The sequence below is a fragment of the Niabella beijingensis genome (genome assembly GCF_020034665.1).
Lineage (GTDB): Bacteria > Bacteroidota > Bacteroidia > Chitinophagales > Chitinophagaceae > Niabella > Niabella beijingensis.
On sequence record NZ_JAIQDI010000002.1, the window covers coordinates 1,571,980 to 1,598,887 of the forward strand.

The window sequence follows — 26,908 nt, forward strand, 5'->3', positions numbered from 1 at the left end:
CAACAAATGCTTATACATGGTTTAGTTGTATTAGTTGGTAGTTTGTCTGCCAAAAGAAAGATTATTGGAATAATTTATGGAGAAATACACAACCATTTTTGTATACACGCCTAGAACAACGAGCACTATGCTATGATATGGTTCGTTTTACTTGTATTGGTTGGCTTCTTTATCTTTATTAAGATACGGGATGAAAAATTATTAAATACCGTTACAAGATCATATAGGGGCACCAAAACGGAAAGAGATTTAGTATTGAAGCTTTTGAAGTATGGGCTACCAGCAGAAATGCTTTTTCATGATCTCTATATAAGCAAGGGCAATGGTAAATTCTCTCAAATTGATTTGGTTGCCATTACAGGAGTAGGGGTTATTGTATTTGAAATAAAAAAAATCAGCGGCTGGATCTTTGGCAATGGGCGTCAATCACAATGGACTCAAGTATTGGCGTATGGCAAAGAAAAGTACCGGTTTTATAACCCCATAATGCAAAACAATACGCATATTGAAGTGCTAAGGAAGCAACTGAACCAATTGGGCGATGTTCCGTTTTATTCGATTGTGGTGTTTTATGGCGACTGCGTATTGAAGGATGTTAGCTTTGTGCCAAATGGAACGTTCCTTGTAAAGCCACCTCGGGTATTAGAGGTGCTAAAAGTTATAATGAGAAATAATACCCCCATTTATTACACTAACATAAATGAAGTGCTTATGATGCTAAAACAAGCGATGGAAAACGGAGAAAATATAGAAACTCAAAACCGGCATATTGAAAACATTAAAGACATGTTGGGCAAGGATCGAATATTTGATTAAGGAACTGAAAATTTCGTTGTCATGCCGAGCTTGCTGCCTGTCCGCCGTGGCGGAAAGCATGAGCCTGAAGAGCCGTTGATCAACGAATATTTAGCATTATTACGGTTTCCCGTAGAAATCATCCTTTGCAAATAAATACTTTTAAGAGAAAAGACAATGTATAAATGAATATGCAAAAGGCTAAATAAAAAATGACCAAATATGAAGCGGACATCACACCTTGATAAGTATCAGATTATTAGGCAATTAAAAGTGTCGAAGTAAAACGCCAATAATTGAATGCTAAATATTTTAGTATATTAAAATAAACCTATACTTTTGTATAGGTCCAAAGTCATAATAAAAAATGCGGTATGAATAATTTTGGAGGTGACTGGACCGAAAATAAAATTGAGATTTTAGTAGAGTATGCCGGAGCTTACTTGAATATAATGAATATTCATGCAAAGAAGTATGGATGGAAGCTTTTGTATTTTGATGGGTTTGCAGGATCTGGATTTATAAAAAAGGGAAAACTGGAAGACCAAAAGTTAATTATTGGTGCAGCGAGAAGGATTTTGGAAATCGAAGACCCACGCTCTTTTGATATGTTTTACTTTGTAGAAAAAGAAAGCGAAAATGCGGAGCTTTTGAAGGCAAATACAAAAGATCAATTCCCTGATAAAAATATAAGAATTGTAACAACAGATTGTAACAAAAAAATTAAAGCACTTAGTAATTTTCTATCTAGTCCTCAAGGACACAATTATAAGGTCTTGGCATACATAGATCCCTGCGGAATGCAATTAAATTGGGAATCTCTTGTAGCGCTACAGAAACTATCAGTTGATGTATGGATATTGATTCCTACAGGAATGGGTGTGAATAGGCTGTTGAAAAAAGATTCAAATATTTCAGATGCGTGGGTTTCTAAACTAGAGATTTTTTTAGGAATGAATAAACAAGAAATTTTGAACAGTTTTTATAAAGAATCAGTAACTATGACGCTTTTCGGTGAAGAGGTTAAGACAACTAAGGAGGAAAATGCAGTTGAAAAATCGGCTGAATTGTACAAAAGCAGATTAGGTTCACTTTTCAAATATGTTTCAGAACCTTATATTTTAAAAAATAGAAGTAATTCTACGATGTTTCATTTTTTGATGGCGTCAAATAATAGAACCGCAGTTAAAATTGCAAACGAGATCATTCAGAAATATAATAGAAAAAATTAGCTATGGCACAATCAAGTATCGAGTGGACAGAAATGACTTGGAATCCTACTACAGGATGTACCAAGATATCGGCAGGATGTAAATATTGCTACGCGGAAGTAATGTCGAAACGTTTGCAGGCTATGGGGGTAGAAAAATATAAAGACAATTTTAAAGTGCGAACGCATGAGGATGCCTTGCGCATACCTTATACATGGAAACACTCGAAAGTAGTATTTGTAAATTCGATGAGTGATTTATTTCATAAAGATATACCTCTTGAATTTATACAGAAAGTATTTGATGTAATGAATGATAATCCTCAGCACGTATTTCAAGTACTGACTAAAAGGGCTGAGCGTTTGTTTGAATTGCACAAGAAATTAAAGTGGACACACAATATTTGGATGGGTGTTTCTGTGGAGAATGAAAAAGTAGTTGATCGAATAGATTTTTTAAGAAAAACAAATGCGCGCATCAAGTTCTTATCCTGTGAGCCGTTGATTGGCCCATTGCCTAAGTTAAATCTCAAAAAAATTGATTGGGTAATTGTAGGTGGTGAAAGTGGTCATAAACCACGGCCAATGGATCCCGATTGGGTTTTAGACATTCAGGAACAATGCCAAAAAGCCAAAGTAGCATTCTTTTTTAAGCAATGGGGTGGGAAAAATAAAAAGGCAGCGGGACGCCTTTTGAATGGGAAAACCTATGATGAGATGCCTGAAATTGAGCTGCAAAGAAGTGTTTAAAAACTAAATGATAATTTAATGAAAACTTATAAAGAGACACAAAGATTGTTCTTTGAAGAATTTGGTAAGAGCATCAAACATTGTTGGATAGCAGATGTAAAGCGTTTATATAAATTGCCAATTGCGAAAGCGCACAATAGAATAGGAGAGGAAATAAAGCATAAGTGCCCTGAAAATTTAACCGCTGATATATATCGGATTTTAATAAGGGAATAGATGTTCGAATTGATCTAGTAAGTAACCTAAAACATGAATGCCTTAACTGATAAAACTAACAAATAAGCTTGTTCAATATGACTATTAATGAAATTCAAATTTTTAAAATAAACCTTGAAGAAGAACAAGTTGAGTTTATTGACTCAACAACTTATGGGAATGAATTGGTTGAATATCTTAAAGAATTATTTGGAACTATAATTGCAGGCAGTAGCGGGCGACAATTTCTTTTCGAAAGAGAAACGACAGAAGTGCGAGCACAAATATCAAGAATTAATAGGGGAGAAGACTTTGTTGATATTGCAAAAATTATTGCAGATAGGCTTATGTCTGTTGAATTTGACGCTCAACAAAGAATGATCAAATTGGGAATTTTAATTCAAAAGGGAATCTTGGTTCAGGCCAAAATAGAGGAAGATGGGCAAAATAAGTTCATAATTTGCAAAGCAGATCATAATGAGTTTCTAAATGAAATTGACTATAGTTTATCTCGCGGGTTACCCGTAAAGAAAAAGGCATTTAAAGCTTTTGTTTGTAACTTATATCCAGAGGATACAATAAGCGATATATTGGTGTATGATACAAATCCAAGTGACACTAAATATTGGTGGAAAGATCTTTTGGAATTAAGTATGGTGTATTCTGATGAAGATAATACTGAAAGGGCGTTTGCCGCAATTGACAAGTCCGTATTTGCAAAAATTAAAAAAGAATATCCCCAAGATTATACATATTTGAGGAATAGTGCTGTTCGGTATTTTCGTTCTAAGAATCGCTTTGAAATGCAAGATTTTTTAGATAATGTCGTGGGAGACTATGAGCCATGCGACGCCGGACTAAGGGTGGATGATTTGAAGGTCAAGATCAGAGATTTACCTACAAAACAACGTTCCCCGTTTGACAGTCAATTTAATATTATAAGAGATAAAATAAAAGCAAAGTTTCTTAATACGGTTAAACTCACTCCGGAAATAGATCTTCATATTAAAGGAGATTTTGCAGATAATACTATTCTTGCTGAAGAAGGTTTGGACGGACAGAAGTATGTAAAGATTAAATCTGATGAGGGATATCGTTATTTTAAAAGTCAACAACAATGACATTCTTGAAGGATTTTTTGTCAGATGTATTTCCTAATTCTCAGTTAGTAGAGGCTGAGGAAAACGACCAGATATTTAGGACACAATTTGTGTCGTCGGAATATAACTCCAAGAATTCTGCTGAATTGCAGACGTATTTTAATTTTCTAAGTGACCGAGATAACCTTCATTTATCTATTGTTTTTGGAAATGCCGATGCAATAGTTTTTCAATCAGAAAGAGCGGACTTTGATACATTGTGTAAAAGCTTAGAAGATGAGTCGCTATACCTAGAAGATGGGGAGTCTATAACAATAGATATTATTATTAATAAATTAGTTCGAGACACGGTATGTAGTATTTATGATATAGATACATTTGTTAAAACTATTGGACAAGTAGATGCAAATCAATTTTTCTCTATTTTTTCAAGACTATTAACTTCTGACAGATGTGTGAATTTTAAAGTTTTTAACCTTGATTTTACTTTTTATAGTTCTTCTATTTCATTTAGTTCACTTGAATCTGATTTTAAGTTGCTAGGCCATACAAGACGAGATGAACAATTTGAAGCCTTTGTAGCGCATTGTCATTTTACAAATATTGAAAATTTTAGGCTTCTGCCTAGTGATTTCAAATTACTTGATCCTTCTAAGGTAAGAAGAGATCTTAACGAAATTTTTGAACGATATTTAAACTTGCTTTCAATAATATCTTTGTTTGATATTACATCTGTTAAAGGAGATGTCGTTGAATTTAAAATCAATGGATATAAATCAATTAAAGGTATTGCTAAAATCTCGGAGTTAGTCGGTAATGGGTATGCTGAATATCACGAGATTTTTGAATGGGTATACACAGGTGGTAATCTTAGTGATAAGATAGGGCTTGCAAGAAATATTATATCGCTACATTTTATTGAAAATGGTAAGCTTAAGTTGCAAGGGCATCCTTTTCAATCCGTAAAATCAAGTTATAAGGTCTATGAGCGACAGAATATTAAACAGTATATTGAGATAAGAAATAAGATTGCTGACCAGTTAATTGATTTTAATAATAGAGCCAATAAGGTAATAGAAACATTCGCAAGTGGTTTTCAGAAAAGTGCACTAGCTTTAGTTACCTTCTATTTTTCTGCAATTGCAATAAAAGTTCTAGGTAGTGGAAATTTTGTTAATGTTTTTACTTTTGATATGACAATTCTTTCAGTTAGTTTTCTGGCAGGATCATTTATTTATTTTTTAGTAGCAAGGTGGGAGGTGAAAGAGCAGCGCAAAAGATTTATTGCAAGCTATGAAAACTTAAAGGTTCGATATACAGATCTTTTGGAAAAAGAGGATATACAACGGATATTAATTAATGATAAAGATTTTAATGGAGATGTAAAATTCATCAATGATAAATTGAAAAATTATACCAAACTATGGCTTTCTTTTTTAGGAATACTATTACTTGCAACTTTATTCCTTTTTGCCATATATCATTTTTCAAAATTAAATACTCTTTTTATTTGGGGTGCCTTGTTTTCAAATATGTGTATATGATTTAATCAAAAAGAATCAGAATATCTTTTTTTGCTAATATTCTTTCTTCAAATAATATAAGCGCGCAATAAATGCCTATTGATTTTTTTAAGCAGAAGAATGAAATAATTTTACGATATATACCCGACATTGGAGGTGATTGGATCGATAAAGAGTTTGAAAAAGGCAAGCCTGTAACCATTAAGAAGACCTTTACATTTAATCAATCAGATCTTGTCGATAATGAGGAGATTCGAAATGACAGTGCAGTTGCTTTGCACTTTGGACCTGAATTTGTTTACGATTTTGTTTTTGCTACTAGGTTAAAAAACGGATATTATAAAGTAAAAAATGGAGTATTAATAGACGATATTGATGTTTTTATTGATGAAAACGTAGAATTAGCCGAAAAGTATTTTGTTACAGACTTAAAGATGTCTATTGTTAAAATTGTCTCTGGATTGACTACTAATGATTTCTACATTGGAGGTGGACATCCATTTGCTATTTCTGTGGAGGTATATGAGGATATTATTAGACAATTTCCTTCTTATTATGAAAGAATTAAATATACTGAGGCTCGAGTGGCTTCCGTATTGCGAAATTATCTGGATGAAGTAAAAGATGCTGAGAAGCAATATACTAGTTATTTAAATAATAAACTCGAAGTACATTCTAGTGGATTAGTCGAAAGCTTTAAAGCGTATGAGATAGATAAGTATAATCGAATTCTAGCCCGTTTAAAAAAGATTTTAGCTGATGAAGATTCTTATAGTGAGAAACAGTGGCAGTCCGAAATTTTAGAAATTATTTTATTGATTTATCCGAAATATATTTTGGCGTTTCGGGAGGTTGAAATAAAAAAGCAGATTGTAGGAATATCAGGTAGTAAATTTTTAGATTTTCTTTTAGTTGACAGTAATGGTAATGTAGATATTTTGGAAATCAAGAAGCCATTTGGTAATGCAATAATGACCAAGGCAAAACATAGAGATAATCATATTCCTCTTAAAGAATTATCTGGCACAGTTATGCAAATTGAAAAGTATATATATTATCTTAATCGATGGGGAATGCATGGTGAAGCAGCGATAACGAAAAAGTATGAAAATAAGCTGCCTAAAGGGTTTTTAATAAAAATTACCAATCCGAGCGGAATTATTATAATGGGAAGAGAAATTGGATTGACAAATGATCAGCTTCAAGATTTTGAGGTTGTTAAAAGGAAATATAAGAACATTGTAGATATTATTACCTACGATGATTTACTAAGAAGGCTCAAGTTTGTAATTGAACAGTTAGGAAATAATTCTATTTGATAATATTTCTAATCAACCGCAAAAAAAGTCATTCCTTAAAAGTTTGCTGCTCATGCTTCGATGATTTGCAAATTATCTAAATAATAATTCAAATCCATTTTCATAAGTTTTAATACGTATATCAAGCCAGTTTTTGAACCCCTTAATTCGATCTAAAAGGATGTTAAACCTAAGTTTTGAATTTAAATTATTTTCAATTTTAATTGAATTCGATCGAAATTCGTAGTTTAAGTTTTTCATTATATATTCATCAGTATAGCCGGAATTACGAAATGCTTTTAACGGTTCAATTGTATCGACGACACCTAAAATGTAGAAAAGTGGAAAATCGGCAAATTTTACTGGTTGGAAATTCAACATTTCCGTTAGTTTATATTCTTTACATATTTCGTCCGGTTGTAGCCATATATTATGCAGAGATATAGCGTTGCCGGCAACTTTATAATCTTTTTCTAATGCTTTACCCCAGAAAAGATTGTCTTCGTTTAGCCGTTTTTTCTGACGCCTGATTTTTATTAGTCTATCGTATAGCAACATACCGCCTAAAATCCCGTGGTCAACAACTCCAAGATGTTTTCTTACGAAAAAGAAATAGTTTTTTCTTAGTTTGTGGAGTTGCTCACAGTGTTCAAATTTAGCATTAAGCAAATTGTGTTTTATATTAAATCTAGCTATTAAGTCATCAATATTCGATATCTCCTGCAATTCACTTTTGGCTTCCATTTGGTATGCACTATCGTGAAAAAGCGCTATAAGAAACCAGATAAATGGGAAGGCGCTATACCCTGGATCGTGATCTTTCAATATATATTTTTTATGAAAGGAAGTTTTGAAATATAGTAATACCCCCATAAAAAAAACGGAACATATATGATTGGGAAGACGTAAATTATCAATATCGATTTGACTCAATTTGAAAACTTGCTCCTTACCACTTTTTCTGAAGTAGCTGGATATAAATTCATTATAATTGGTATTATCAATGAACGGGTTATTAAATGTAATAACTTCGTTTAAATCAAAATAATAGTTCCATTGAGGTACTGGGGTATTATAGACTAGTTCATATAAACTTTTCATAAGCGGTTTTTTGTTTTTTAGGAGTTCTTCTTTTAATCTTATTTCTTCTTTCCCTTCGCGTGAGGGATAGCAGCGGCATCCTTTTGTGGAGCCCTTCGGCAGGGCTCAGGGCAGGCTGGGCGGAGCAAAAGATATAGCGGATAGCCCGACCGCTGCTGTGCGTCTGCCCCTTGTGCGCTGGCAGGGCAGGGGGCACGCCCTGATAAAAAATTACTTCGTTGGTATTAGTTTTTTTAATTCGGCCATCATTTCATCTTTTTCTTTTAGCATGCGTTCATATAAGGCAATTTTTTCCTCGTGTAGTTTTATTATTTGTTCTACTGGATTAATAGTTGAATTATAAAAAACAGAAGCAGGCTGATTACAGTTATCAAATGTATTAGAAATAATATTCACAGCATTTTCTTCGTCAAAATTCTGGATGGCTTCGGCGGGTATTTTAAGGGCGGCGGAGATCTGTTGCAGCAGGGCGGCATCGATGGTTTGTTTTTGCTCCAGCAGGGAAATTTTTTGCTGGTTCCAGTCATCGCCCAGATCGGCAGCCAGGGCATCCTGCTTGATGCCCAGCATTTCGCGAAAACGCTTTACATTACGGCCTTCGTGTATCTTTTTCTCCATAGCATCTGTATTTGTCATAGGTTCAAATTTAGGGTGAATAAACGAAACAGGGTTCCTTTATAAAGATACGTAAAATACAGGGGTAAATAACAGGTCGGGGCCGGTATTTTACACACCGGCAATGTTGCATACAGGGCGGCGGCGGGGTACCTTGGTGCGGATAAAAAACCCAATGGATCACCTAAAAAAAACAACCATGATAACAGAACTACCCCAGGACCCTTTTGATACGGCGTGCTGGAGCAGCGGCCCTTTTAACGATGCGCGGCGGGTATTTGCCGAAGTATTTTCTCACAAGGAAATTAAGGAGCTGCGACGGGAAGTAAGGCGGATTGGCACGTATGCGTTTTCTGAAAAGCTCTACAAAAAAGAGGCGCCTTGCGATGTGCTGCTGGACATGAAAGTGGTACGCTCCGCACTGGCGGCGGCGCATGCGCTAAGGGCGGCCAGTGGCGCGGAGCTTACACCTGCAACGGAGCCGGTGGTGGTGCGCCTGGTGGACTATTGCTGCGGCGGGGGGAAGCCGGATGCCTGGGGCGATTTTCCGCGCAGCTTAACGATAAAGGAGTATCACCATCCGTACGGGGTGTTTGCAACGTTGTTCCGCCAGGGGAGCTTGCAGCGCTGGGTGCGGGACTGGGAGGCGCTGGTGGAGGCGGCCCTTACGCCGGGTGATGCGGGGTTGCGGCTGAACGTGATTCCCCTTTGTATAGGCCTGACCAAGCTGCTGGAAGCGGCGCACCTGATATGGGTGCGGGAGGGGGGCGGTGGCATAAAACCGACCGGAGGCGGGGGAAAGGACGCGTCTGCAGATGGCGCACCGGGCGCTGCTGTGGCGGGGTCGGCAGGGAAACGGAAGAAGGGGATGTGAGGGGGGCTTGTGATGCTGAGCCGGACGCCTGTCCGCCGTGGAGGGAAGCGGGATGTTTGTTGCGCTTTGACGGGCCAGCCCGACCGGCACGGGCGGGCTCAGGGTGACAGGGGGAGCGGCTGTGCTTCAATTTATGTCCCGAGCCTATGGCTCTCTGTTCTGTAATATCCTCTTGTACTGCGAACTTCAGTTCGCAGTTGCTGGTTGGCCGAGGCGATGCCTCTTGCCCTTCGGATGAAGCGCCGGTTATCCGTAAGTTCGCTAATAGCCGGCAGCAATTTTATGCGGCGGAAGATCGCAGCGGTTTGCGGTCTTTTTTGAAAAGATTGTAAAAGCAGAGCAGAAGTTTGTGGGATACCAGTGATCATTAAGATTGTATCAACAGTTCGGGCAGAAGACCCGGATAAAGAAATGACCGCTGCAACAGATGCCGGATGAAATAAACAGACGGATCCGGCGTTCATGATGAATAAATCGGGAGTTGGAGCTGTAAAGTTTGGAGGATCCGATAAAAATATGTATCTATGTATGTACAAATAAATAATACAGCATTTTTAGAAACAGATTTTTATTGATAACCATTAAATTATGATCAAAATGATGCAGAAGGAGGTGGAGACTGACGAGCAGCAATCTTTTAGAGAAAGCCTTCAGCCGCTGATGCCCCGGCAAAATAACAGCAACGAACCACTGGCAGAAAATTATTCGATCTATCCGTTCCACTCCCTTGGGACCGGCCAGATCTTTGAAGGATATACCACCCTGGCCGAATGGATACTTACCAACAGGAGGGTGATCATCGATGGCTATAGCGGGGTGCTTTGGGAGCAGGTGCATACCAGCTTAAACGAGGCGTTCCTGAAAGCGGGGGTTTCCGTGCAATGGATCTTTACCAGCGATTACCTGAAGCCGGAAGAGACGATCCGCCGCCTGGTACAGCCCTTCCTTGGCGAAGACAATGCCGTGTGGGGCACCCGCTGTACGCATAAACTGGCTGATTTTTTTGAGCTGGAACAACTGCAACGTGCCGGCGAAAACCCGGATGCCGCCTGTACGATCATCATCGGAACGGGCGCCGCACTCTGCGGATGGGAGGCGCCGCTGATTTACCTGGATGTGCCCAAGAACGAGATCCAGTACCGGATGCGCGCCGGCTCCGTTAACAACCTGGGTGCGGAAGAGCTGGTAGCGCCCGCGCGGATGTACAAGCGTTTTTATTTTGTAGACTGGGTAGTGCTGAATGCGCATAAAAAAGCGATATACAATAACATTACCATACTGGGTGATACGCAGTGGAACGATACGCTTAACTGGGCTTTTGGCACGGTGATACGCAAGGCGCTGGAGCAGCTGACCCGGTCGGTGTTCCGCGTGCGGCCCTGGTTTGAGCCGGGTGCATGGGGCGGACAATGGATGAAGGACCGGATCCCGGGGCTGAATAAGAAGGCCGTGAACTATGCCTGGTCCTTTGAGCTGATCGTTCCGGAGAATGGAATAGTGTTTGAAAGCAGCGGTTTATTACTGGAGCTGTCGTTCGATTTTATCATGTTCCACGATGCAGCTGCAGTACTGGGTCGTCATGCGGATTTTTTTGGCGATGAATTCCCCATCCGGTTTGATTTCCTGGATACCTGGGACGGCGGTAATCTCTCCATCCAATGCCATCCTTCGCTGCCGTATATCCGGCAGCATTTCGGAGAATGGATCACCCAGGATGAAACTTATTATATACTGGATTGCAAGGATGACGCAAAGGTATACCTGGGTTTTCAGGAAGGTGTTGATCCCGAACAGTTCCGCGCGGTACTTGAAAACAGCCAGGAAAATAAAGAGGTGGTTGCAGTGGAGGAGTTTGTACAGGCGCACAAGGCCCACAAGCATGACCTGTTCCTGATCCCCAACGGCACCGTTCACAGTTCCGGTGCTAATAACCTGGTGCTGGAGATCAGTTCCACTCCCTATATCTTTACGTTTAAAATGTACGACTGGCTGCGGCTGGACCTGAACGGTGAACCACGTGCCATTAATATCGGGCATGCCTTTAACAACCTCCGGTTTAACTACCAGGGGGATTATGTAAAAGAGTCCCTGATTTCACACCCAGCCCTGATCAAAAGCGGCAGCGACTGGGAAACGTATCACCTGCCCACGCATCCGCATCATTTTTACGACGTGCACCGGGTAGAGTTCGACTCAACCATTGCCTTCACAACAGCGAATAGTTGTAATATACTGATGCTGGTGGAAGGAACATCGGTAACGGTGACGGTGGCAGGAGAAGACCATGTGTACTACTATGCAGAAACATTTGTGATACCCGCCGCAGCAACTTCATATAGTCTGCGCAATAACGGAGCAACACGTGCAAAACTGGTACGGGTGTTCATTAAAACATCGATCGATCATTTAAAAGAATAACCTTTAAAGACAGGAGACGGTTTACGCCTCCTGTCTTTATTATAAGAGCCTTCTGCGGCCTTCCGCGGTGGTGTATATCCGATTTCTAACGTATTAATTTTTTACCGATGCCGGGCCATACAAAAAAATATTCTATTCTTATCATTACGCTGGTAGCTTCCCTGGGCGGTTTTCTTTTCGGGTTTGATATGGCCGTGGTATCCGGCGTGCTGCCTTTTATTCAAAAACAATTTTCGCTTTCACCGGTAGAGGAAGGCTGGTTTGTTTCCGTTGCGCTGATCGGTTGTATAGCAGGGGTTGCTGTTTCCGGTGAGCTGAGTGACCGTACCGGAAGAAAGAACCCGTTATTCATTGCAGCGCTGCTGTTCTTTTTATCCGCGGTGGGCTGTGCGTTCTTACCCTCACTCAAAGGCATCCTTGTTTCGCGTTTTCTCGGAGGCGTGGGTATCGGCCTCGCATCAAACGTAGTGCCGCTCTATATTTCAGAGATCGCCCCGGCCCACAAACGCGGAAGACTGGTAACGTTTTACCAGTTTGCGCTAACGCTGGGCATCCTGGCCGCCTACCTCAGCAATGCAGGACTGGTCAGCTATGCAGCCGCACATCCGCCTGTAGGACAGGGAGGCTGGCTGGAGCTGATTTTCCGGCAGGAAGTATGGCGGGGCATGCTGGGCCTGGGCGTTATACCGGCCTTATTGTTCCTCTTTGGATTGGTCCTGGTGCCGGAAAGTCCGCGCTGGCTGATACAACAGGGGCGCACCGCGGAAGGCCATGCTATTATGGAAGGCATTACCACCGGCAGTAACTGGGAGCCACTGCAACAGGAAGCGCAGCCGGCTTCCGGCACCGGGTCCTACAAAGCGCTTTTTTCGCCGCGCTGGCGAAAGGCCTTACTGCTGGGCATTGCACTTCCGTTGTTCTCACAATTCAGCGGTATCAATGCCATCATTTATTATGGCCCCAGCATCCTCAGCAATGCCGGTGTATCTTTAAGCAATGCTTTCTTAAGCCAGGTGATCTTTGGCTTTGCCAATATGATCTTTACCCTTATTGCAATATGGAAGGTGGACAGCGCAGGCCGCCGGCCATTGTACCTTTGGGGAACAGCGGGGGCCACGCTTACACTGTTCCTTACCGGACTTTGTTTTGCAACCGGGGCTACCACCACTGTCTGGCTGCTGATCTGTGTGCTGGCCTTCCTTGCCTGCTTTGCGTTCTCCATCGGGCCGCTCAAATTTGTCATTGCTTCAGAAATATTTCCCGGTAAGATCCGCGGCCGGGCCATGGCGCTCAGCATTATGGTAATGTGGATCGCGGATACTATTGTAGGACAACTGACCCCGATCCTTTTAAAACAGATTGGCACTGCGGGCACGTTCTGGATCTTTGCATTGTTTGGGATCATTGCGTTTATCACTGTATATAAATTGCTTCCGGAAACAAAGGGCAAATCGCTGGAACAGATCGAAAGCGAATGGAATAATGACCTGCCCGTTTCTGACACCAAACCCATCAGGTCATGAATACAACGGTAAACCTGGTACTGGCTGTTGACATCGGCGGCACACACATTACCGCCGCATTGCTGGACCTGACCACCCGCAAAGTGCTTCCTGAAAGTATTGTACGGGCAGCCGTCGACGCCGCTGCCCCAACGGAAACGATCATCGCCATCTGGAGCGGTTGTATGCGTAATGCGATGCGGGATGCAGCGGTTGCAAAGATCTGCCTGGCCCTGCCCGGTCCCTTTGATTATGCCAACGGCATCAGCCGGATGAATGCCCAGGGCAAGTACGATGCCCTGTATCTGCAAAATGTCCGGCAATTGCTAGCTGCAGCATTGCAGCGGGATCCATCCCTGTTCTATATGGAGAACGATGCTGCCTCCTTTTTGCAGGGAGAACTATTTGCCGGCGCGGTAAGTGAAGGCTTCGGCAATGTGATCGGACTTACATTAGGCACGGGCCTGGGTACGGCTATTTTCAATAACGGGCGGGCAAAGAGTGGTGACCTGTGGGCCTTTCCGTTTCAGGAAGGTATTGCAGAAGATTATTTATCCACCCGTTGGTTCGTGCACCACTATCATCAATTAACCGGAAAAACCGTAAAAGGCGCCAGAGAGATCGCAGCTGTGGCTGCAACAGAGGCCCCTGCGCAGGAGGTATTTAACATCTTTGGACACCACCTGGGTCTTTTTCTGAACCATTTTATTGAACAGCAGCAGGCCGAAGCTGTAGTGATGGGCGGTAATATTACAAAGGCATATGAACTGTTTGGCTCAGCTACAGAAGATATAGTGAAGAAAAAATTTCCCGGCGTGGCATTAAAAAAAACAGCGCTGGGAGAGCTGGCTGCATTATACGGCGCCGCAGGTAGCTGGCAGCAACAATACCTTTACCATTTTAATGATCCTGCATGAATCCTTCTGCTTTTTATATACGCGTTTCTTTGATCGTTCTCAGCATTTTTTGTGCCGGTGCACTTTACGCACAAAAGGATCTCACCCGTTTTGTAGACCCCGATATCGGCACCGCGCACTGCCGCTGGTTTCACTATACGCCCGGCGCACTGCCGTTTGGTATGGCCAAGCCTGCACCTGCTACCAACGGAAGTTATGGCAACGCCAGCGGATGGGAGGCTACCGGCTACGACAGCCGGCATACCTCTATCGAAGGATTCCCGAATTTTCATGAATTCCAGGTGGGCGGTATCGTGTTTGCACCCACTACAGGGCCGCTGCAAACAGTGCCCGGTAAACTGGAAACGCCGGATAGTGGTTACCGCTCCCACTTTGATCATAAGAATGAGATCAGTACGGCGGGTTATTATTCCGTTTTATTAAAAGATTATAAGATCCGGGCAGAACTGACGGCTACGCCACGGGTGGCCTTTCACCGCTACACGTTTCCGCAAACAACGGAAGCGCACATACTGTTTGACATCGGCAACCGCCAGGGAGAAAGCGGCCCGGTAAAGGATGCAAAGGTATACCTGACACCGGACGGACGTGTGGAAGGATGGGTGACCACACTACCCGCTTATGTACAGAAATACCAGCCCGGTGCGGCAATAACGATGTTCTTCTCTGCGGAGCTGAGCAAAAAGCCTTCAGCCTACGGCAGCTTTAACGGGACTATGGTTAAGGCCGGCAGTGCCATTGCCACAGGAGCAGGGGCGGGGCTTTATCTTTCGTTCTCTACAAAAGAAGAAGAAGCCATTGTCGTTAAGGCGGGACTGTCCTATACCTCTGTAGAAAATGCGCGGCTGAATTTAAAGGAAGAAGCGGCAACGGTTTCCTTTGATGCCGCACGTACTGCATCAAAAAAAATATGGAACGATTACCTGGGAAGGATCGAGGTGGAAGGAAGCAGACAGGCCGACCTTGTTAAGTTTTATACCGGCCTTTATCATGCGTTGCTGGGCAGGGGACTGGCCAGTGATGTGAATGGTGCATATCCGCGTCATGATGGTACTGTGGGACAAATACCCCTGGGCACCGATGGCAAGCCGCTGCACCAGCATTATAATACGGATGCGGCATGGGGTATCTATTGGAACCTGGCACAACTGTGGGCTATTGCTTACCCGGAATATTATTCCGATTTTATAAAAAGTCAGTTGCTGATGTATAAAGACGCCGGCTGGCTGGCGGATGGCATTGCCAACAGCCGCTATGTTTCCGGTGTGGGTACCAATTTTGTAGGTCTGGTGATCGCTGCGGCTTACAGGGCGGGCATCCGTGATTTTGATACTCGCCTGGGTTATGCAGCTGCGCTGAAGAATGAGCTGGAAGGACGTAACCGGCCGTTTGGTGCGGGGAAGACCGACGTGGACCGGTTCCGGAAATATGGCTATGTGAACCACCTGGATAAAGGGGAAGGCGACGGTGAACGCTGGCAGTTCTCCGTATCGCATACACTGGAATATGCCTTTAGTTGTTTTGCCGTGGCGCAGTGGGCAAAGGAGCGGGGAGATGAAAAAAATTACCGTGAGTTGCTGCGTCTGTCGAAGGCCTGGGAAAAAGTGTATGATCCCGGGCTGAAACTGGTACGCCCGCGACTGGCAGACGGACGCTTTGTAACGCCTTTTGACCCCTCACAGCCCTGGCGCGGCTTCCAGGAAGGGAACGCCTGGCAGTATACCTATTTTGTTCCGCACGATATTGAGGCATTGGTGAATAAGATCGGAACATCCACCTTTAATAAAAGACTGGACAGCACTTTTGAAATTGCACAGAAGGCGGTATTTGGCGGCGGTGCAACTATTGATGCCTTTGCCGGTATTGCCGGCATTTACAATCATGGCAATCAGCCCAACCTGCATGTATCGTGGTTGTTCAATTTTTCCGGCCGGCCTTCGCTTACGCAGAAATGGGTGCGTGCCATCTGTAACGAATTTTATGGAACGGAACCGGTACATGGTTATGGCTTTGGCCAGGATGAGGACCAGGGCCAGCTGGGCGCCTGGTATGTACTTTCTTCCATCGGTTTGTTTGATGTAAAAGGTCTTACCGCTATGCAACCGGAAATGGGCATCGGCAGCCCGTTGTTTGATCGTATTACCATTCATCTGAATCCCCGCTACTACAAAGGCACAACATTTACCATACAGGCATTGAACAATACTCCCGGGAATGCATATATACAATCTCTGCAATTTAATAACCGCCCGCTGCATCGCCCTTTTCTTTCCTGGGATAAGCTGACAAACGGCGGAACACTGGTATTAAAAATGGGAGAGAGGCCGGTGGATCAGTACTGATGCCCCATGCCGGCGGTGGTTATCCTGCACCGATCGATTTCATGAACCGGTTGTATTCCTTTTCTTCCCGGTTCATTTTGTCGTACCAGCTTTTTTTCAGGATCAGTGTGGTAATGCCCAATACCAGCATAGTGCTGAACAATGGCAGTTTCTGCTGCAATACAATGTACATGGGAATAAGGGTGAGGCAACATTGCCAGATGATGCCGGTGGCAACGTTGAACATATCCCTCCTGAATCCTGTATTGACCCTGAGTTCCGGATACCGTGCTCTGGCGGCACGGGCAACCGGCCCCCAAAAGCCCCAGGGGCGTACTTTTACATAAAAGCAGATCAGTGTTTCCATGTCCGTGGGTTTTGAGGTTAGCGTGCCTGCAATACAGCCGCCCAGTGAGAGCACCATCAACACCGGGAAATAATACAGGGGCAATGTACCCGGGAAAAATTCGGGAATGATCATTGCCGCGGCAATACCTGTAGCCATACCCCAGAAAAAACCATTGCCGTTAAAACGCCACCAATACCATTTGAGCACATTGGCTGCAATATAACCGCCGTATAATGCAGAAACGATCCATTGCAGCACATCATTTATATTATGAATATAAATGCCGATAACCGTGCTGAAAGCCACTACCGACAGGGCGATCAGATAACTGAGCCGCAGTTGTTTTTTAGAAGATGCCCCGGGATTGATGTATTTTAGGTACACATCATTGATCAGATAGGCCGGTGCTGCATTTACCGTGGAGGCAAAGCTGGACATAAAGGCGGATAACAATGCGGCAAGTAAAAGTCCTGTTAATCCCACCCCCAGGAACCGGTGGATGGCACGAGGCAATATGGTTTCAAAATCGATCCCGGAGCCCTGTGCCAGGAAATCGTTGCTGAAAAATACAACGGCCAGTACGGAAAACCCCATGATCATCAGGTAGCGCGGGATGAGCAGGAACACGGAGACCGAACCGCTCATTAACGCCGCTTCCTTCGGGTTCCGGCAGGCGAGTATCTTTTGCATATCATAATTTGGTGCCGGACCGGCCATACTGAAGAAGATGCCTTTGAACAACATCATCATTACAAAAATGCCAAACAACCCATACTGGTCCATAGCAATCTTATCCATGATCGATGGCAACAGTGTGCTCCAGTCCAGGTCCAGTTTCCAGCCAAAGAAGGGGGTGTCCCATCCGGCGGGCGTATGGGCTGCCAGCAATTCCGGGCTTACCCGGGTAATGGCTGTCACTGCGATTACAATACCTGCTGTTGTTTTAATAACGAACTGGACCAGATCGGCCCATACAATACCCTGCATGCCCCCCAGCATTCCGTAAAAAGTGGCAATGCCGGTAAAGAAGATGCCATACACATGCGGTGCATGCTGCGGGTCGACGGCGAACGGCATATAAGGTTCCACGACCTTCCAGGGAAGGAAGACCTCGATAAATTTGCCGATGCCCACGAACCCGTAGCTCAGGAACCCGATAACGCCGATAATAGCATAAAAAACCACGATGGTATGTGAAAGGCGGGCACCACGCCCGTTCCCGAAGCGTGTCCGGATCCACTCCGCGCCGGTGCGCACACCGGACCGGCGCAGCCATACGGAGAGGTAGACCATCATAAAGATCTGGTTAAAGACCGGCCACAGCCAGGGGATCCAGAGACTTTTTAAACCATAGGTAAATGCCAGATATACCAGCCACATGGTACCCGATATATCAAACATACCGGAAGAATTGGAAAGCCCCAGCAGGTAAAAGGGCAGGGTTTTCCCGCCCAGAAAATAAGCATCCATATTCCTGGAAGCCTTTTTCTTAAGAACCAGCCCGATGATGATCATGGTGATCAGGTATACGGCAATAATGAGTGCATCAATTAGTTCAAGCTTCATGTAAACAAGTTTCTCCGGTGGGTGGCCGGATGAGCAAATATCGGCTGCCTGAAGTTACGGATCGTAAAAGCCGGATCTTTTTTTACCGGTGCTTAGAAAAAAGTATACCAGATTACGATCGGCAATACTTCTTCATTTTTATTATTCCCTGCTGTTTTTGTATACATCATAAGATCCAAAAACACTGAATAAAATAACATCAATCGTCGGTGGCAGCAGTCTTGCGCTGCGGTGAGTAGAATCATGGCCGCTTAATCATAGGGCTCCAGGAATGCCCGGTTGGCGTCAATCAACTCATTCACCCGCTTTACAGATTCCGCAGAGCGGAGGCCATCGCGGGGTGTGTGCAGACAATAATCCAGCAGCCGGTCGATGGAGGAGACGGCCACATGCATCCGGGTATCGCTGGAAGCATAATAAATATAAACAGTACCATCGGCATCGGCGATCCACCCGTTGGAGAAGACCACGTTGAAGACATCGCCCATACGTTCTTCATTATCGGGCGCCAGCAGGTAACCCGCGGGTTCTGCTATCAGCAGGGAAGGATCTTCAAGTGCTGTGAGGTAAACATATAATACGTACCGCAGACCGGATGCACAGCTGCGCACGCCATGCGCCAGGTGCAGCCAGCCCCTGCCGGTTTTTATGGGAGGCGGGCCCTCACCATTCTTAAGCTCTTTGATGGTGTGGTAATAACGGTGGTTGATGATCGTTTCGGAGTGAACGACCGGATGGGAGAGGTCGTTGATCAGCGTCCATCCGATACCACCGCCATTGCCCGCGAGAATGAAGTTATCCTGCGGCCTTGTATATAAGGCATACCTACTGTTCACGAATTCCGGGTGTAATACCACGTTCCGCTGCTGGCTTGAGGAAACGATATTGGGCAGCCGTTCCCAGTGGACCAGGTCTTTTGTCCTGACGATCCCCGAGGCGGCGATGGCTGACGAAAGATCGCCCGGTGCTGCATCCGGATGGCGCTTTTCGCTGCAAAAGATGCCATAGATCCAGCCGTCTTCATGCGCGGTAAGCCGGATGTCGTAAATATTGGTTTCCGTATCTGAGAGTTCCGGCAGCTGCACCGGCCGCGGCCAGAAGCGGAAGCCGTCGATCCCGTTCGGGCTTTCTGCAATGGCGAAGAAGGATTTGCGGTCGACACCTTCCACCCGCACCATCAGCAGGTATTTACCGTTCCACTTGATCGCCCCGGCATTCAGGGTAGCATTTACGCCAATGCGTTCTATACAGAGCGGATTGGTCTGCGGGTTAAGATCGTAGCGCCATGCCACGGGCACGTGTTGCCGGGTGACGACCGGATTGCGGTACCGCCGTATGATACCGTTGTAACATTCCTGGGCGGTGTTCCTGCTTCCGATCAATCGCTCCTGTTCGCGGAGCAGTAGTTCCAGGCGTTGCTGAAATTGTTCTGTCATAATATATATTCTCGCTGCTTAGCTGTATCGCACGCTTTAAATCGTATCCGGGTAAAGCGGCATACGGGTTATGCGGTGAAAGGCGCTGCCGCTGCCTGCTGCGATCTCCATTTCAAATAGTATTTCTTTTGTTGCAGGGTCTATTTCCACGATACGTCCTCCGGACCCGATGGAGGTAGGCACACCCATGCCCGGGCAAAATAATACGTGCTTTGTCTGCGGCAGGAACTGTACACCGGAAAGCGCCTGTGAAAAGCCCGCGGCGCCTCTTTCTCTGCCGTAAGACCAGACCTGCTGCACGGTTTTCTTTGTTATATCGATCTTGTATTCCACTACACGGCTGTAGTTGGCGGCGCCTGAACCAAAATTAGGTATCCAGTTACGGTTATAGCCATTGTCAAATACCAGGATGTGGTCATCAGATAGAACAACAGGAGTGTGGGGCCCCCAGGGCCAGTCGAAACCATCGGAATGTCTGTCCCCATTAATGATTGCTAGATCCGTTACCCGGTTGCCGTTTTCATCAACCGGATCTAACAGGTAGGACTGATAGGCGGTTCCCCAGTATTTATGCGGAGAAATGATCCACCGGAGGGTGCCGGTATGGGTAAACCGGAATATGCCCTGGTAACGTGCGGTAGCCAGCAGGTCATCCCCAATTTCATTGATCGAATTATTATGTGCCCAGTTGTTGGGCGTCTGCGAAAATTGCGGCGGTGTAATGCCGTCGGGCTTTACATAGCGTGCGGTATCCAGCAGGGTAGCCAGGTCCCATTCTTTTACCAGCGCGCCCGATTCCGGATTTAATTCAATAATATGATCATTAATGCGAGGGGCACCATTACGCAGACGGGCACTGGTTTTGGTAACATTGATCAGAAAATTGCCGTTGGCGGCTTCTCTGATTTCGTGATGAAAGGTATAACCCAACTTTTGCAGATCCCACTGGTGCAGGAGGTTGCCAAACATGTCGATCTCCACCACACGTGGCTGTTCCTGATCTCCGGCTATAAAAGTTCCGTTCCTGGTACGTTTTAATCCGATAGAGGCTGAAAGCCGTTGCAGGTCGGGCGATGATTTTAAAAGCAGCAACCACCGTAATTCCCCTTCGTTATCGATCATATAGGGCAGCGATACATCTGCTTCAGACATTCCGGGATAACTGATGAGATTGACGCCGGGTTCCATTTTTTCCGGCTGGCTTTTTATCAGTTTCCATTGGGGAAAATCCTGTATGGTAACCGGCGCTGTGCGGATATGGATCGTGGTGCTGCCACGTTCCCTGCCTTCCCGATCCGTAAAAGTGAGATCTACTATATTATCATAATCGGCATACAGGCCAAAAACGGGCACGCTCTGGCGTGGGATATCCTCCCGGCATAAGTGTGTAATAGTGCCGTTCTCCCCGTTTTTACCATGTACGGTTACTTTTACCCGGCCATAGGTGGGCAGCCATACATTTACCAGGGCCGCAAGCGGATTGTAGCCCGATGGGTTGAGCCGGATGTCTTCCACCATATAATCGAGGCTGCCGCCTTTTGAAGGGATGATCAATTTGGAGCCGCCGCTGAAACTGACGATGGTTTTCCAGCGTTCGGGTTGGGGAGTGATGGTTGTAATTTCCGGTTCCGGCACCGACAGGTTCCCGGTTTCAAACTCAAAAATATAGGAGCCGTCTGTTTTGGAAACATTCAGTAAAAGATCCCCCCCGTCTGCCCGGGCTTGCAGGCCGGTTTTGGAAGGGGGCTCTATTTCGGCGTCCTTACTGCGACTGCAGGACAACATAATGACAATAACACCGAGCAGTAATACGCATGTTGTCTGCAATCGAAAAGAACGGATAGCAACAACATCCAGGTGGCTTTTAGTGGTCTGAAAAAAAAGCATCATTCCGTTGATTATTTTAAAATTTTCAGCTACTCCTGTATTCCGGTCGCTTCATGACCAGGAGCGATAGCATAAAAGTGTGAGGCATGGGCCTCACACAATTTTATTCACTTCATTCAATCGGTTTTATTTCCACAAGGGGTGTTGGTCAATCTCGGTACTTGTATTGATTTCATCCTGTGGAATGGGCAGGTAAAAATGTTTGGGTTGGAAATTACTGGCGCCCTGTTTTTTATTATCGATAAAAATCTGCTTTATTTCGGCAGGGGTGTGCCAGCGCTTCAGGTCAAAGAAACGATGTCCTTCGAAGAAGAATTCCAGCTCGCTTTGTTTTTCAATTTCCTTCATCAACTCCTCTTTTCCGCCCCAGGTTTTATTGGCCAGGCCGGCCCGGTCGCGAATGCGCTTTAAATCGGCTGCTGCCGCTGTTGTGTTACCGTTTTGGGCACAGGCTTCGGCATGTAACAGCAACACTTCTGCAAAGCGAATGACACGAAGGTTATTGTTCCGGTATGCTGCATCATACATGCTATTGGCATCCGGTTTATTGATATAGAAATTAGTATATTTTTTAATTAAAAAACGGCCTTTCTTACCACGTACATCAGGGTAGGTTAATCCTACGTTTACCGACATTTTGGTTTGTGCGGCTTTCCAAAGCGTATCAAAAGGCTGGTCACCAAACCATTTTTCATCCTTTATGTCCGTGGTGTCCTCATAATCGGAGTATTTCCAGAAAAAGCTGGTGTACATGCGTTTGTCAAAGCGGGTATTGGATCCGGCAGGACGCTCTTCGCTTACAAAATCACGTACAATGGAAATACCGGGCACTAATTTAAACCAGGCTCCCGTACCTGCTGATCCACAGAATTGAGGCAGTTGAAAGCCTAACTGTCCGTTCGGACTATCGTTGCCCCAAACGCCACCGGGCCCTAAGAGTCCATCATAGGCCAGCTCGAATACCGACTCATTATTAAACTTGGTGGATGGTTTAAAATTATCTTCAAAATTAGGCACCAGGTCGTAGTTATAAGGAGTCGTAAGCAGCGCTTTTAGTTCGGTTTCGGCCTCGGCGTATTGCTTGGTATACACCAGGGCTTTGCCCAGGTATGCAATGGCTGTTCCTCTGGTAACCCGGCCCTGCTCCGCACCCGGCCTTGTTACGGGCAGTCCGCCCTTGGCTACGTTAAAATCGGCGATCACCTGCTTCCATACCTCAGCTTCCGGTGAAGAAGCCTTGCTGCCGCTGCCTGTATCATCAACTGCGGGTAACAGGCGAATAGGGACATTGCCATAATTGGCGGCTAATAAAAAATAGTACATGCCTCGTAAGAAATGTACCTCGGCGATCAGGACTTTCTTTTTGGCTTCATCCATTGGTATTTGATCAATATATTTTAAAAATACATTGGCCCGATTGATACCATTGTACAAGGAGCCAAAATCACTTCCTGCGGTGCCGGGCGTGTTTGTAAAGCTGGTATATTGATCCACACCACTATCGCCGCCTTCCCCTGCCAGCATCCACATATCATCGGCCCGGTTCATCGTTTGATAACCGGTTATTGCTCCGTAATAACCATACATTTGATTGCGAATGGGCGAATAAATAGTCGCTACGGCCGATACCGCATCGGCTTCTGTTTTCCAAAAGGATCCTTCAACGGGTTGTTTGGGGTTCTGCGTGTTCAAAAAATCCTTTGAACAGCCGGTGAACGAAAGGCCTATTGCCGCGGCCATCGTATATTTTATCAAAAATTTCATATTATCGTTTTTAAGAAAATAAGATTATTTTTTAAATCTATGCTACGCTGTTAAAAGTTAGCCTGTATGCCAAACATAATCGTGCGTGCCAGCGGAAAACGGCCATAGTCAAAGCCATTGGTGAGTACACCGCCGCCGCCGCTGTTGTCGTCATTGCTCCGTCCTAAATCAGGCGTATAGCCCTTGTATTGGGTGGCGGTAAACAGGTTGTCTGCCGCTACATAAATGCGCCCGTTCTTCAGGCGGGCTTTGCTTAGCCAGGTACCAGGCAGGGTATAGCCCAGCTCCACGGTTTTCAGGCGAAAGAACGATCCGTTCTCCAACCAGCGGTCGCTTGGTACGCGCCCGTTATTATTCGGATCTTGCAAAGTATAGCGGGGCATGGTGGTATTGGTATTTTCGGGTGTCCAGGAATTGAGTACACTTGTTGCATAGTTGGTTACATACTTGGTTATTTCCATACGCGTACGGGTGTAGTTTAAAATTTTATTGCCGTACATGCCATCGAAGAAAAAACCCAGGTCAATGCCGTTATATTCCAGATTGCCGCGGATACCATAGGCTAATTTCGGGAAGGGGCTGCCTGCATACTGTGCATCATTATCATCAATTGTTCCATTGCCGTCAAAATCGATGAATTTAATATCACCGGCTTTGGCAGCGGGTTGTATCACATTGCCTTCAGCATCTTTATAAGCCTGTGCTTCCGCATCGGACTGAAAGAGGCCATCGGTTTTTACCAGCCAAAAACCACCAATGGGATAGCCCACCCTGGCCCATGTAAGTACACCTTCTGCATTGGGGTTGGCGCCCGCAAATTGCTGTATTTTGCCTACGGTTACCGCTTTTACCTCGTTTTTAACAGTGGAGGCATTTACACCAATATTATAATTTACAGCACCTATGGTATTTCTATAATTGGCTAGAAACTCAAAGCCTTTATTGCTGATGGTACCGGCATTCATGGTGGGTTTTCCCTGCATTCCTGTTGATGGAGGCTGGTTGATACCTAACAAAATGTTTTTGGTCTCCCGGACGTAATAGTCGGCACTAATCGTTAGCTTGTTTTTCAAAAAGGCCAGGTCCACACCAATATTGCTGGTGGCGGTTTCTTCCCAGGTCAGGTTAGTGGATGACACCCAGTTAAGGCCCGTGATGTTTCCCGTCCAGAGCTTGCCTCCCTGTATGTAGTTGATGTTAAGGGCAAGGAGATTTTGCGTGAGGTAATTGTCAATATCCTGGCTACCCAATCTGCCATAGCTGCCACGTATTTTAAATTCGTTTACCACATTTTTTGCAGCTTCAAAAAAGCGTTCGTTAGAAACATTCCAGCCCAGAGCAATTGAAGGAAAGATCCCATACTGATGTCCTTCAGCAAATTTTGAAGAGCCATCCCGGCGCAGTGATGCGGTAAGCAGGTAACGGCTATCATAACTATATACCAACCGGCCAAACTGAGATACCAATGTGGAGGTGTCCGGGCTTCCACCGAGTGTTTGCTCATCCGTTGCTCCGGCATCAAGGGCATCCACACCCGCGGGAATATTTAACCGGTGTAAAGAAAACCCCCTACTGGTATTTTGCTGTGCCGAGTAGCCAGCTACAACAGCGATAGTATGTTTGTCAAAACTCCGGTCAAAATTCAGGGTATTCTCCAGTATCCATTGATTGTTGAAAAATGGAGTTTCCGTAAGATAGGACTTTTGAGGGGTAGTACCATAAAGGTACGCTTGCCCTCTGTCATATCCACGGCCGGCAGTTCGGTTGATACCTGTATTGATTCTGTATTTCAGCCCTTTTACAAATAAATCCACTTCAGCATAACCGTTCAGCATAATATCCGTTTGATACCGGTGTTTATTATGCATATTGAGGGTTGCCATAGGGTTATCAATATTCTTCATCCAGGATGCGTGAGTGGCATAGCCACCTTGTACAGAAACATCGTAAACAGGAACAAGAGGAAGCATTCGCAGGATATCAGTGATTACGATGTCGTTGTATTTTTGATCGCCATCTTTGATCAGGAAGGTGTTTCCCACACGAAAATGATTGTTGAAGAAGCTAAAGCTGTTTTTGGCCCGCACGTTAAAAGCCTTATAGCCGGTGGTTCTTAAAATACCCTGTTGATTTATATACCCGGCAGAAACGTTGTAGGTAGAGTGCGCGCCGCCACCCGATACATCCAGGTTTATCTTGTTGATGGGGGCATTATGAAATACTTCATCCTGCCAATCGGTACTCGCATTCAGACTTTCTGCCTCGGAGGGCAGGATGCCGTTTTGCTTATAAAATGCTTTCAGTTGCGGGCCGCTCATCAGGTCCATTTTTTTGGGCAGGCTTTGAATACCTGTGAATGCATTGAAGCTTATAACGGGCGCGCTATTTTGACGGCCGCTCCTGGTGGTAATGAGCACCACGCCATTGGCCGCCCGCGAACCATAAATGGCGGCCGCTGAAGCATCTTTTAATACTTCAAGCGAGGCAATATCGTTGGGATCCACCATATTAATATCGCCAAATACCCCGTCAATGACATATAGCGGAGTGTTGCCGCGCATGGAACCAAGCCCGCGAATATTAATGGACATGCCACTACCCGGTGCGCCACCGGCATTTTGCACCGTTACTCCGGCAACACGGCCTTGCAACGCTCCGGCAGTGCTTTTGGCAAGGTTGGATTGCAGGTCTTTACCGGTAACGGAGGCGACAGCACCGGTGAGGTCTTTTTTCTTAATGGTGCCGTATCCGATCACCACCACTTCGTCCATCTGTTGGTTCTCGCGCAAGGCAATGCTGATGGCGTTGTCATCCGCAACAAGGGTTTCGGCGGTTTGCATGCCCGCATAAGTAAACTCCAGCGTGTTTCCTTTTTCTGCATTCAAACTGAAATTCCCGTTTTTATCGGTTACAGTAGCGGTAGCGGTTCCTTTAATGGTGACAGTGGCGCCGGGCAGGGGATTGTTGTCCTTGTCCCGCACGGTACCTCTTATCTGTGATGTTTGTGCCCATGTTACATGGCAGATGGCTCCTAAAAGCAGTATGAGTAGTATTTTTTTCATACATATGGCTTAATTGATAAAAAAATTTAGGGGCTAAAACTAGTTGAAAACCAGACGGCGGGATTTCACAATAACATCAACTTTATTGAAGGATTCACCCATTTATTTTATGGGAGAAGACGGGCTTTGACTTATAGGGTGCCTTTTGGTGGATGGATGAATTCCGCTACAGTAAAGGATTTCACGGGTCTGTTGAATATTAAGGGCAATGCATTCTTCAATCGA

General features: G+C 44.9%; 19 protein-coding genes. 12 read left to right on the forward strand and 7 right to left on the reverse strand.

Translation table 11 applies throughout. The annotated features are described in order from the left end of the window. The first annotated feature begins 132 nt into the window (after nt 1–132). From K7B07_RS22600 to K7B07_RS22630, 7 genes are all read left to right on the forward strand, one after another. A complete protein-coding gene (locus K7B07_RS22600; RefSeq protein ID WP_223712811.1) occupies nt 133–816 on the forward strand; it encodes a nuclease-related domain-containing protein in 684 nt (227 codons plus the stop codon). Nucleotides 817–1,169: 353 nt separating this feature from the next. Beyond that, nucleotides 1,170–2,027 (forward strand): three-Cys-motif partner protein TcmP, encoded by an 858-nt coding sequence (gene tcmP / locus K7B07_RS22605; RefSeq protein WP_223712812.1) that lies wholly within the window; start codon nt 1,170–1,172, stop codon nt 2,025–2,027. 2 nt (nt 2,028–2,029) lie between these two features. Next, nucleotides 2,030–2,755 carry a DUF5131 family protein gene (locus tag K7B07_RS22610; protein ID WP_223712813.1) on the forward strand — a complete coding sequence of 242 codons (726 nt, stop codon included), beginning with the start codon at nt 2,030–2,032 and terminating at the stop codon, nt 2,753–2,755. Nucleotides 2,756–2,773: 18 nt separating this feature from the next. After that, nucleotides 2,774–2,971, forward strand: coding sequence for a hypothetical protein (locus K7B07_RS22615; RefSeq protein WP_223712814.1), 198 nt, complete (start codon nt 2,774–2,776; stop codon nt 2,969–2,971). Between the two features lie 77 nt (nt 2,972–3,048). Beyond that, entirely contained in the window at nt 3,049–4,071 is a 1,023-nt protein-coding gene (locus K7B07_RS22620) for a nucleoid-associated protein (protein ID WP_223712815.1), read from the forward strand. Then, the gene (locus K7B07_RS22625; protein ID WP_223712816.1) at nt 4,068–5,594 is read left to right on the forward strand and encodes a hypothetical protein; all 1,527 of its coding nucleotides are present in this window, start codon (nt 4,068–4,070) and stop codon (nt 5,592–5,594) included. Before K7B07_RS22620 ends, K7B07_RS22625 begins: the two co-directional genes overlap by 4 nt. 71 nt (nt 5,595–5,665) lie before the next feature. Beyond that, nucleotides 5,666–6,892 (forward strand): Shedu immune nuclease family protein, encoded by a 1,227-nt coding sequence (locus K7B07_RS22630; protein WP_223712817.1) that lies wholly within the window; start codon nt 5,666–5,668, stop codon nt 6,890–6,892. A 72-nt stretch (nt 6,893–6,964) separates the two neighbouring features. Here K7B07_RS22630 and K7B07_RS22635 read toward each other — a convergent pair whose 3' ends face one another. Both K7B07_RS22635 and K7B07_RS22640 read right to left on the reverse strand, forming a co-directional pair. Continuing rightward, a complete protein-coding gene (locus tag K7B07_RS22635) occupies nt 6,965–7,972 on the reverse strand; it encodes a hypothetical protein (protein WP_223712818.1) in 1,008 nt (335 codons plus the stop codon). Nucleotides 7,973–8,182: 210 nt separating this feature from the next. After that, entirely contained in the window at nt 8,183–8,608 is a 426-nt protein-coding gene (locus tag K7B07_RS22640; protein ID WP_223712819.1) for a helix-turn-helix domain-containing protein, read from the reverse strand. Between the two features lie 178 nt (nt 8,609–8,786). Here K7B07_RS22640 and K7B07_RS22645 point away from each other — a divergent pair, with 178 nt between their 5' ends. The 5 genes from K7B07_RS22645 (at nt 8,787) to K7B07_RS22665 (ending at nt 16,640) form a co-directional block, all read left to right on the forward strand. After that, nucleotides 8,787–9,461, forward strand: a complete 675-nt coding sequence (locus K7B07_RS22645) for a hypothetical protein (protein WP_223712820.1) — start codon at nt 8,787–8,789, stop codon at nt 9,459–9,461. Nucleotides 9,462–10,058: 597 nt separating this feature from the next. After that, a complete protein-coding gene (locus tag K7B07_RS22650; protein ID WP_223712821.1) occupies nt 10,059–11,879 on the forward strand; it encodes a class I mannose-6-phosphate isomerase in 1,821 nt (606 codons plus the stop codon). A gap of 107 nt (nt 11,880–11,986) precedes the next feature. Further along, complete coding sequence (locus K7B07_RS22655) at nt 11,987–13,402, forward strand: sugar porter family MFS transporter (RefSeq protein ID WP_223712822.1); 1,416 nt, start codon at nt 11,987–11,989, stop codon at nt 13,400–13,402. Continuing rightward, nucleotides 13,399–14,298, forward strand: a complete 900-nt coding sequence (locus K7B07_RS22660; RefSeq protein WP_223712823.1) for an ROK family protein — start codon at nt 13,399–13,401, stop codon at nt 14,296–14,298. The genes K7B07_RS22655 and K7B07_RS22660 overlap by 4 nt, the downstream gene beginning before the upstream one ends. After that, nucleotides 14,295–16,640: a GH92 family glycosyl hydrolase gene (locus K7B07_RS22665; RefSeq protein ID WP_223712824.1), complete on the forward strand. Its 2,346-nt coding sequence runs from the start codon at nt 14,295–14,297 to the stop codon at nt 16,638–16,640. Before K7B07_RS22660 ends, K7B07_RS22665 begins: the two co-directional genes overlap by 4 nt. Nucleotides 16,641–16,659: 19 nt before the next feature. On the opposite strand, the gene K7B07_RS22670 is transcribed toward K7B07_RS22665, so the two are convergent. The 5 genes from K7B07_RS22670 to K7B07_RS22690 form a co-directional block, all read right to left on the reverse strand. Then, complete coding sequence (locus tag K7B07_RS22670) at nt 16,660–18,534, reverse strand: sodium:solute symporter family protein (RefSeq protein WP_223712825.1); 1,875 nt, start codon at nt 18,532–18,534, stop codon at nt 16,660–16,662. Nucleotides 18,535–18,785: 251 nt separating this feature from the next. Next, nucleotides 18,786–19,970 carry a glycoside hydrolase family 130 protein gene (locus K7B07_RS22675; RefSeq protein WP_223712826.1) on the reverse strand — a complete coding sequence of 395 codons (1,185 nt, stop codon included), beginning with the start codon at nt 19,968–19,970 and terminating at the stop codon, nt 18,786–18,788. A gap of 36 nt (nt 19,971–20,006) precedes the next feature. Further along, nucleotides 20,007–21,860: an aryl-sulfate sulfotransferase gene (locus tag K7B07_RS22680; protein ID WP_223712827.1), complete on the reverse strand. Its 1,854-nt coding sequence runs from the start codon at nt 21,858–21,860 to the stop codon at nt 20,007–20,009. 123 nt (nt 21,861–21,983) lie between these two features. Next, the gene (locus K7B07_RS22685; protein ID WP_223712828.1) at nt 21,984–23,621 is read right to left on the reverse strand and encodes a RagB/SusD family nutrient uptake outer membrane protein; all 1,638 of its coding nucleotides are present in this window, start codon (nt 23,619–23,621) and stop codon (nt 21,984–21,986) included. Between the two features lie 50 nt (nt 23,622–23,671). Beyond that, nucleotides 23,672–26,683 carry a SusC/RagA family TonB-linked outer membrane protein gene (locus K7B07_RS22690; RefSeq protein WP_223712829.1) on the reverse strand — a complete coding sequence of 1,004 codons (3,012 nt, stop codon included), beginning with the start codon at nt 26,681–26,683 and terminating at the stop codon, nt 23,672–23,674. Nucleotides 26,684–26,908 lie beyond the last annotated feature (225 nt).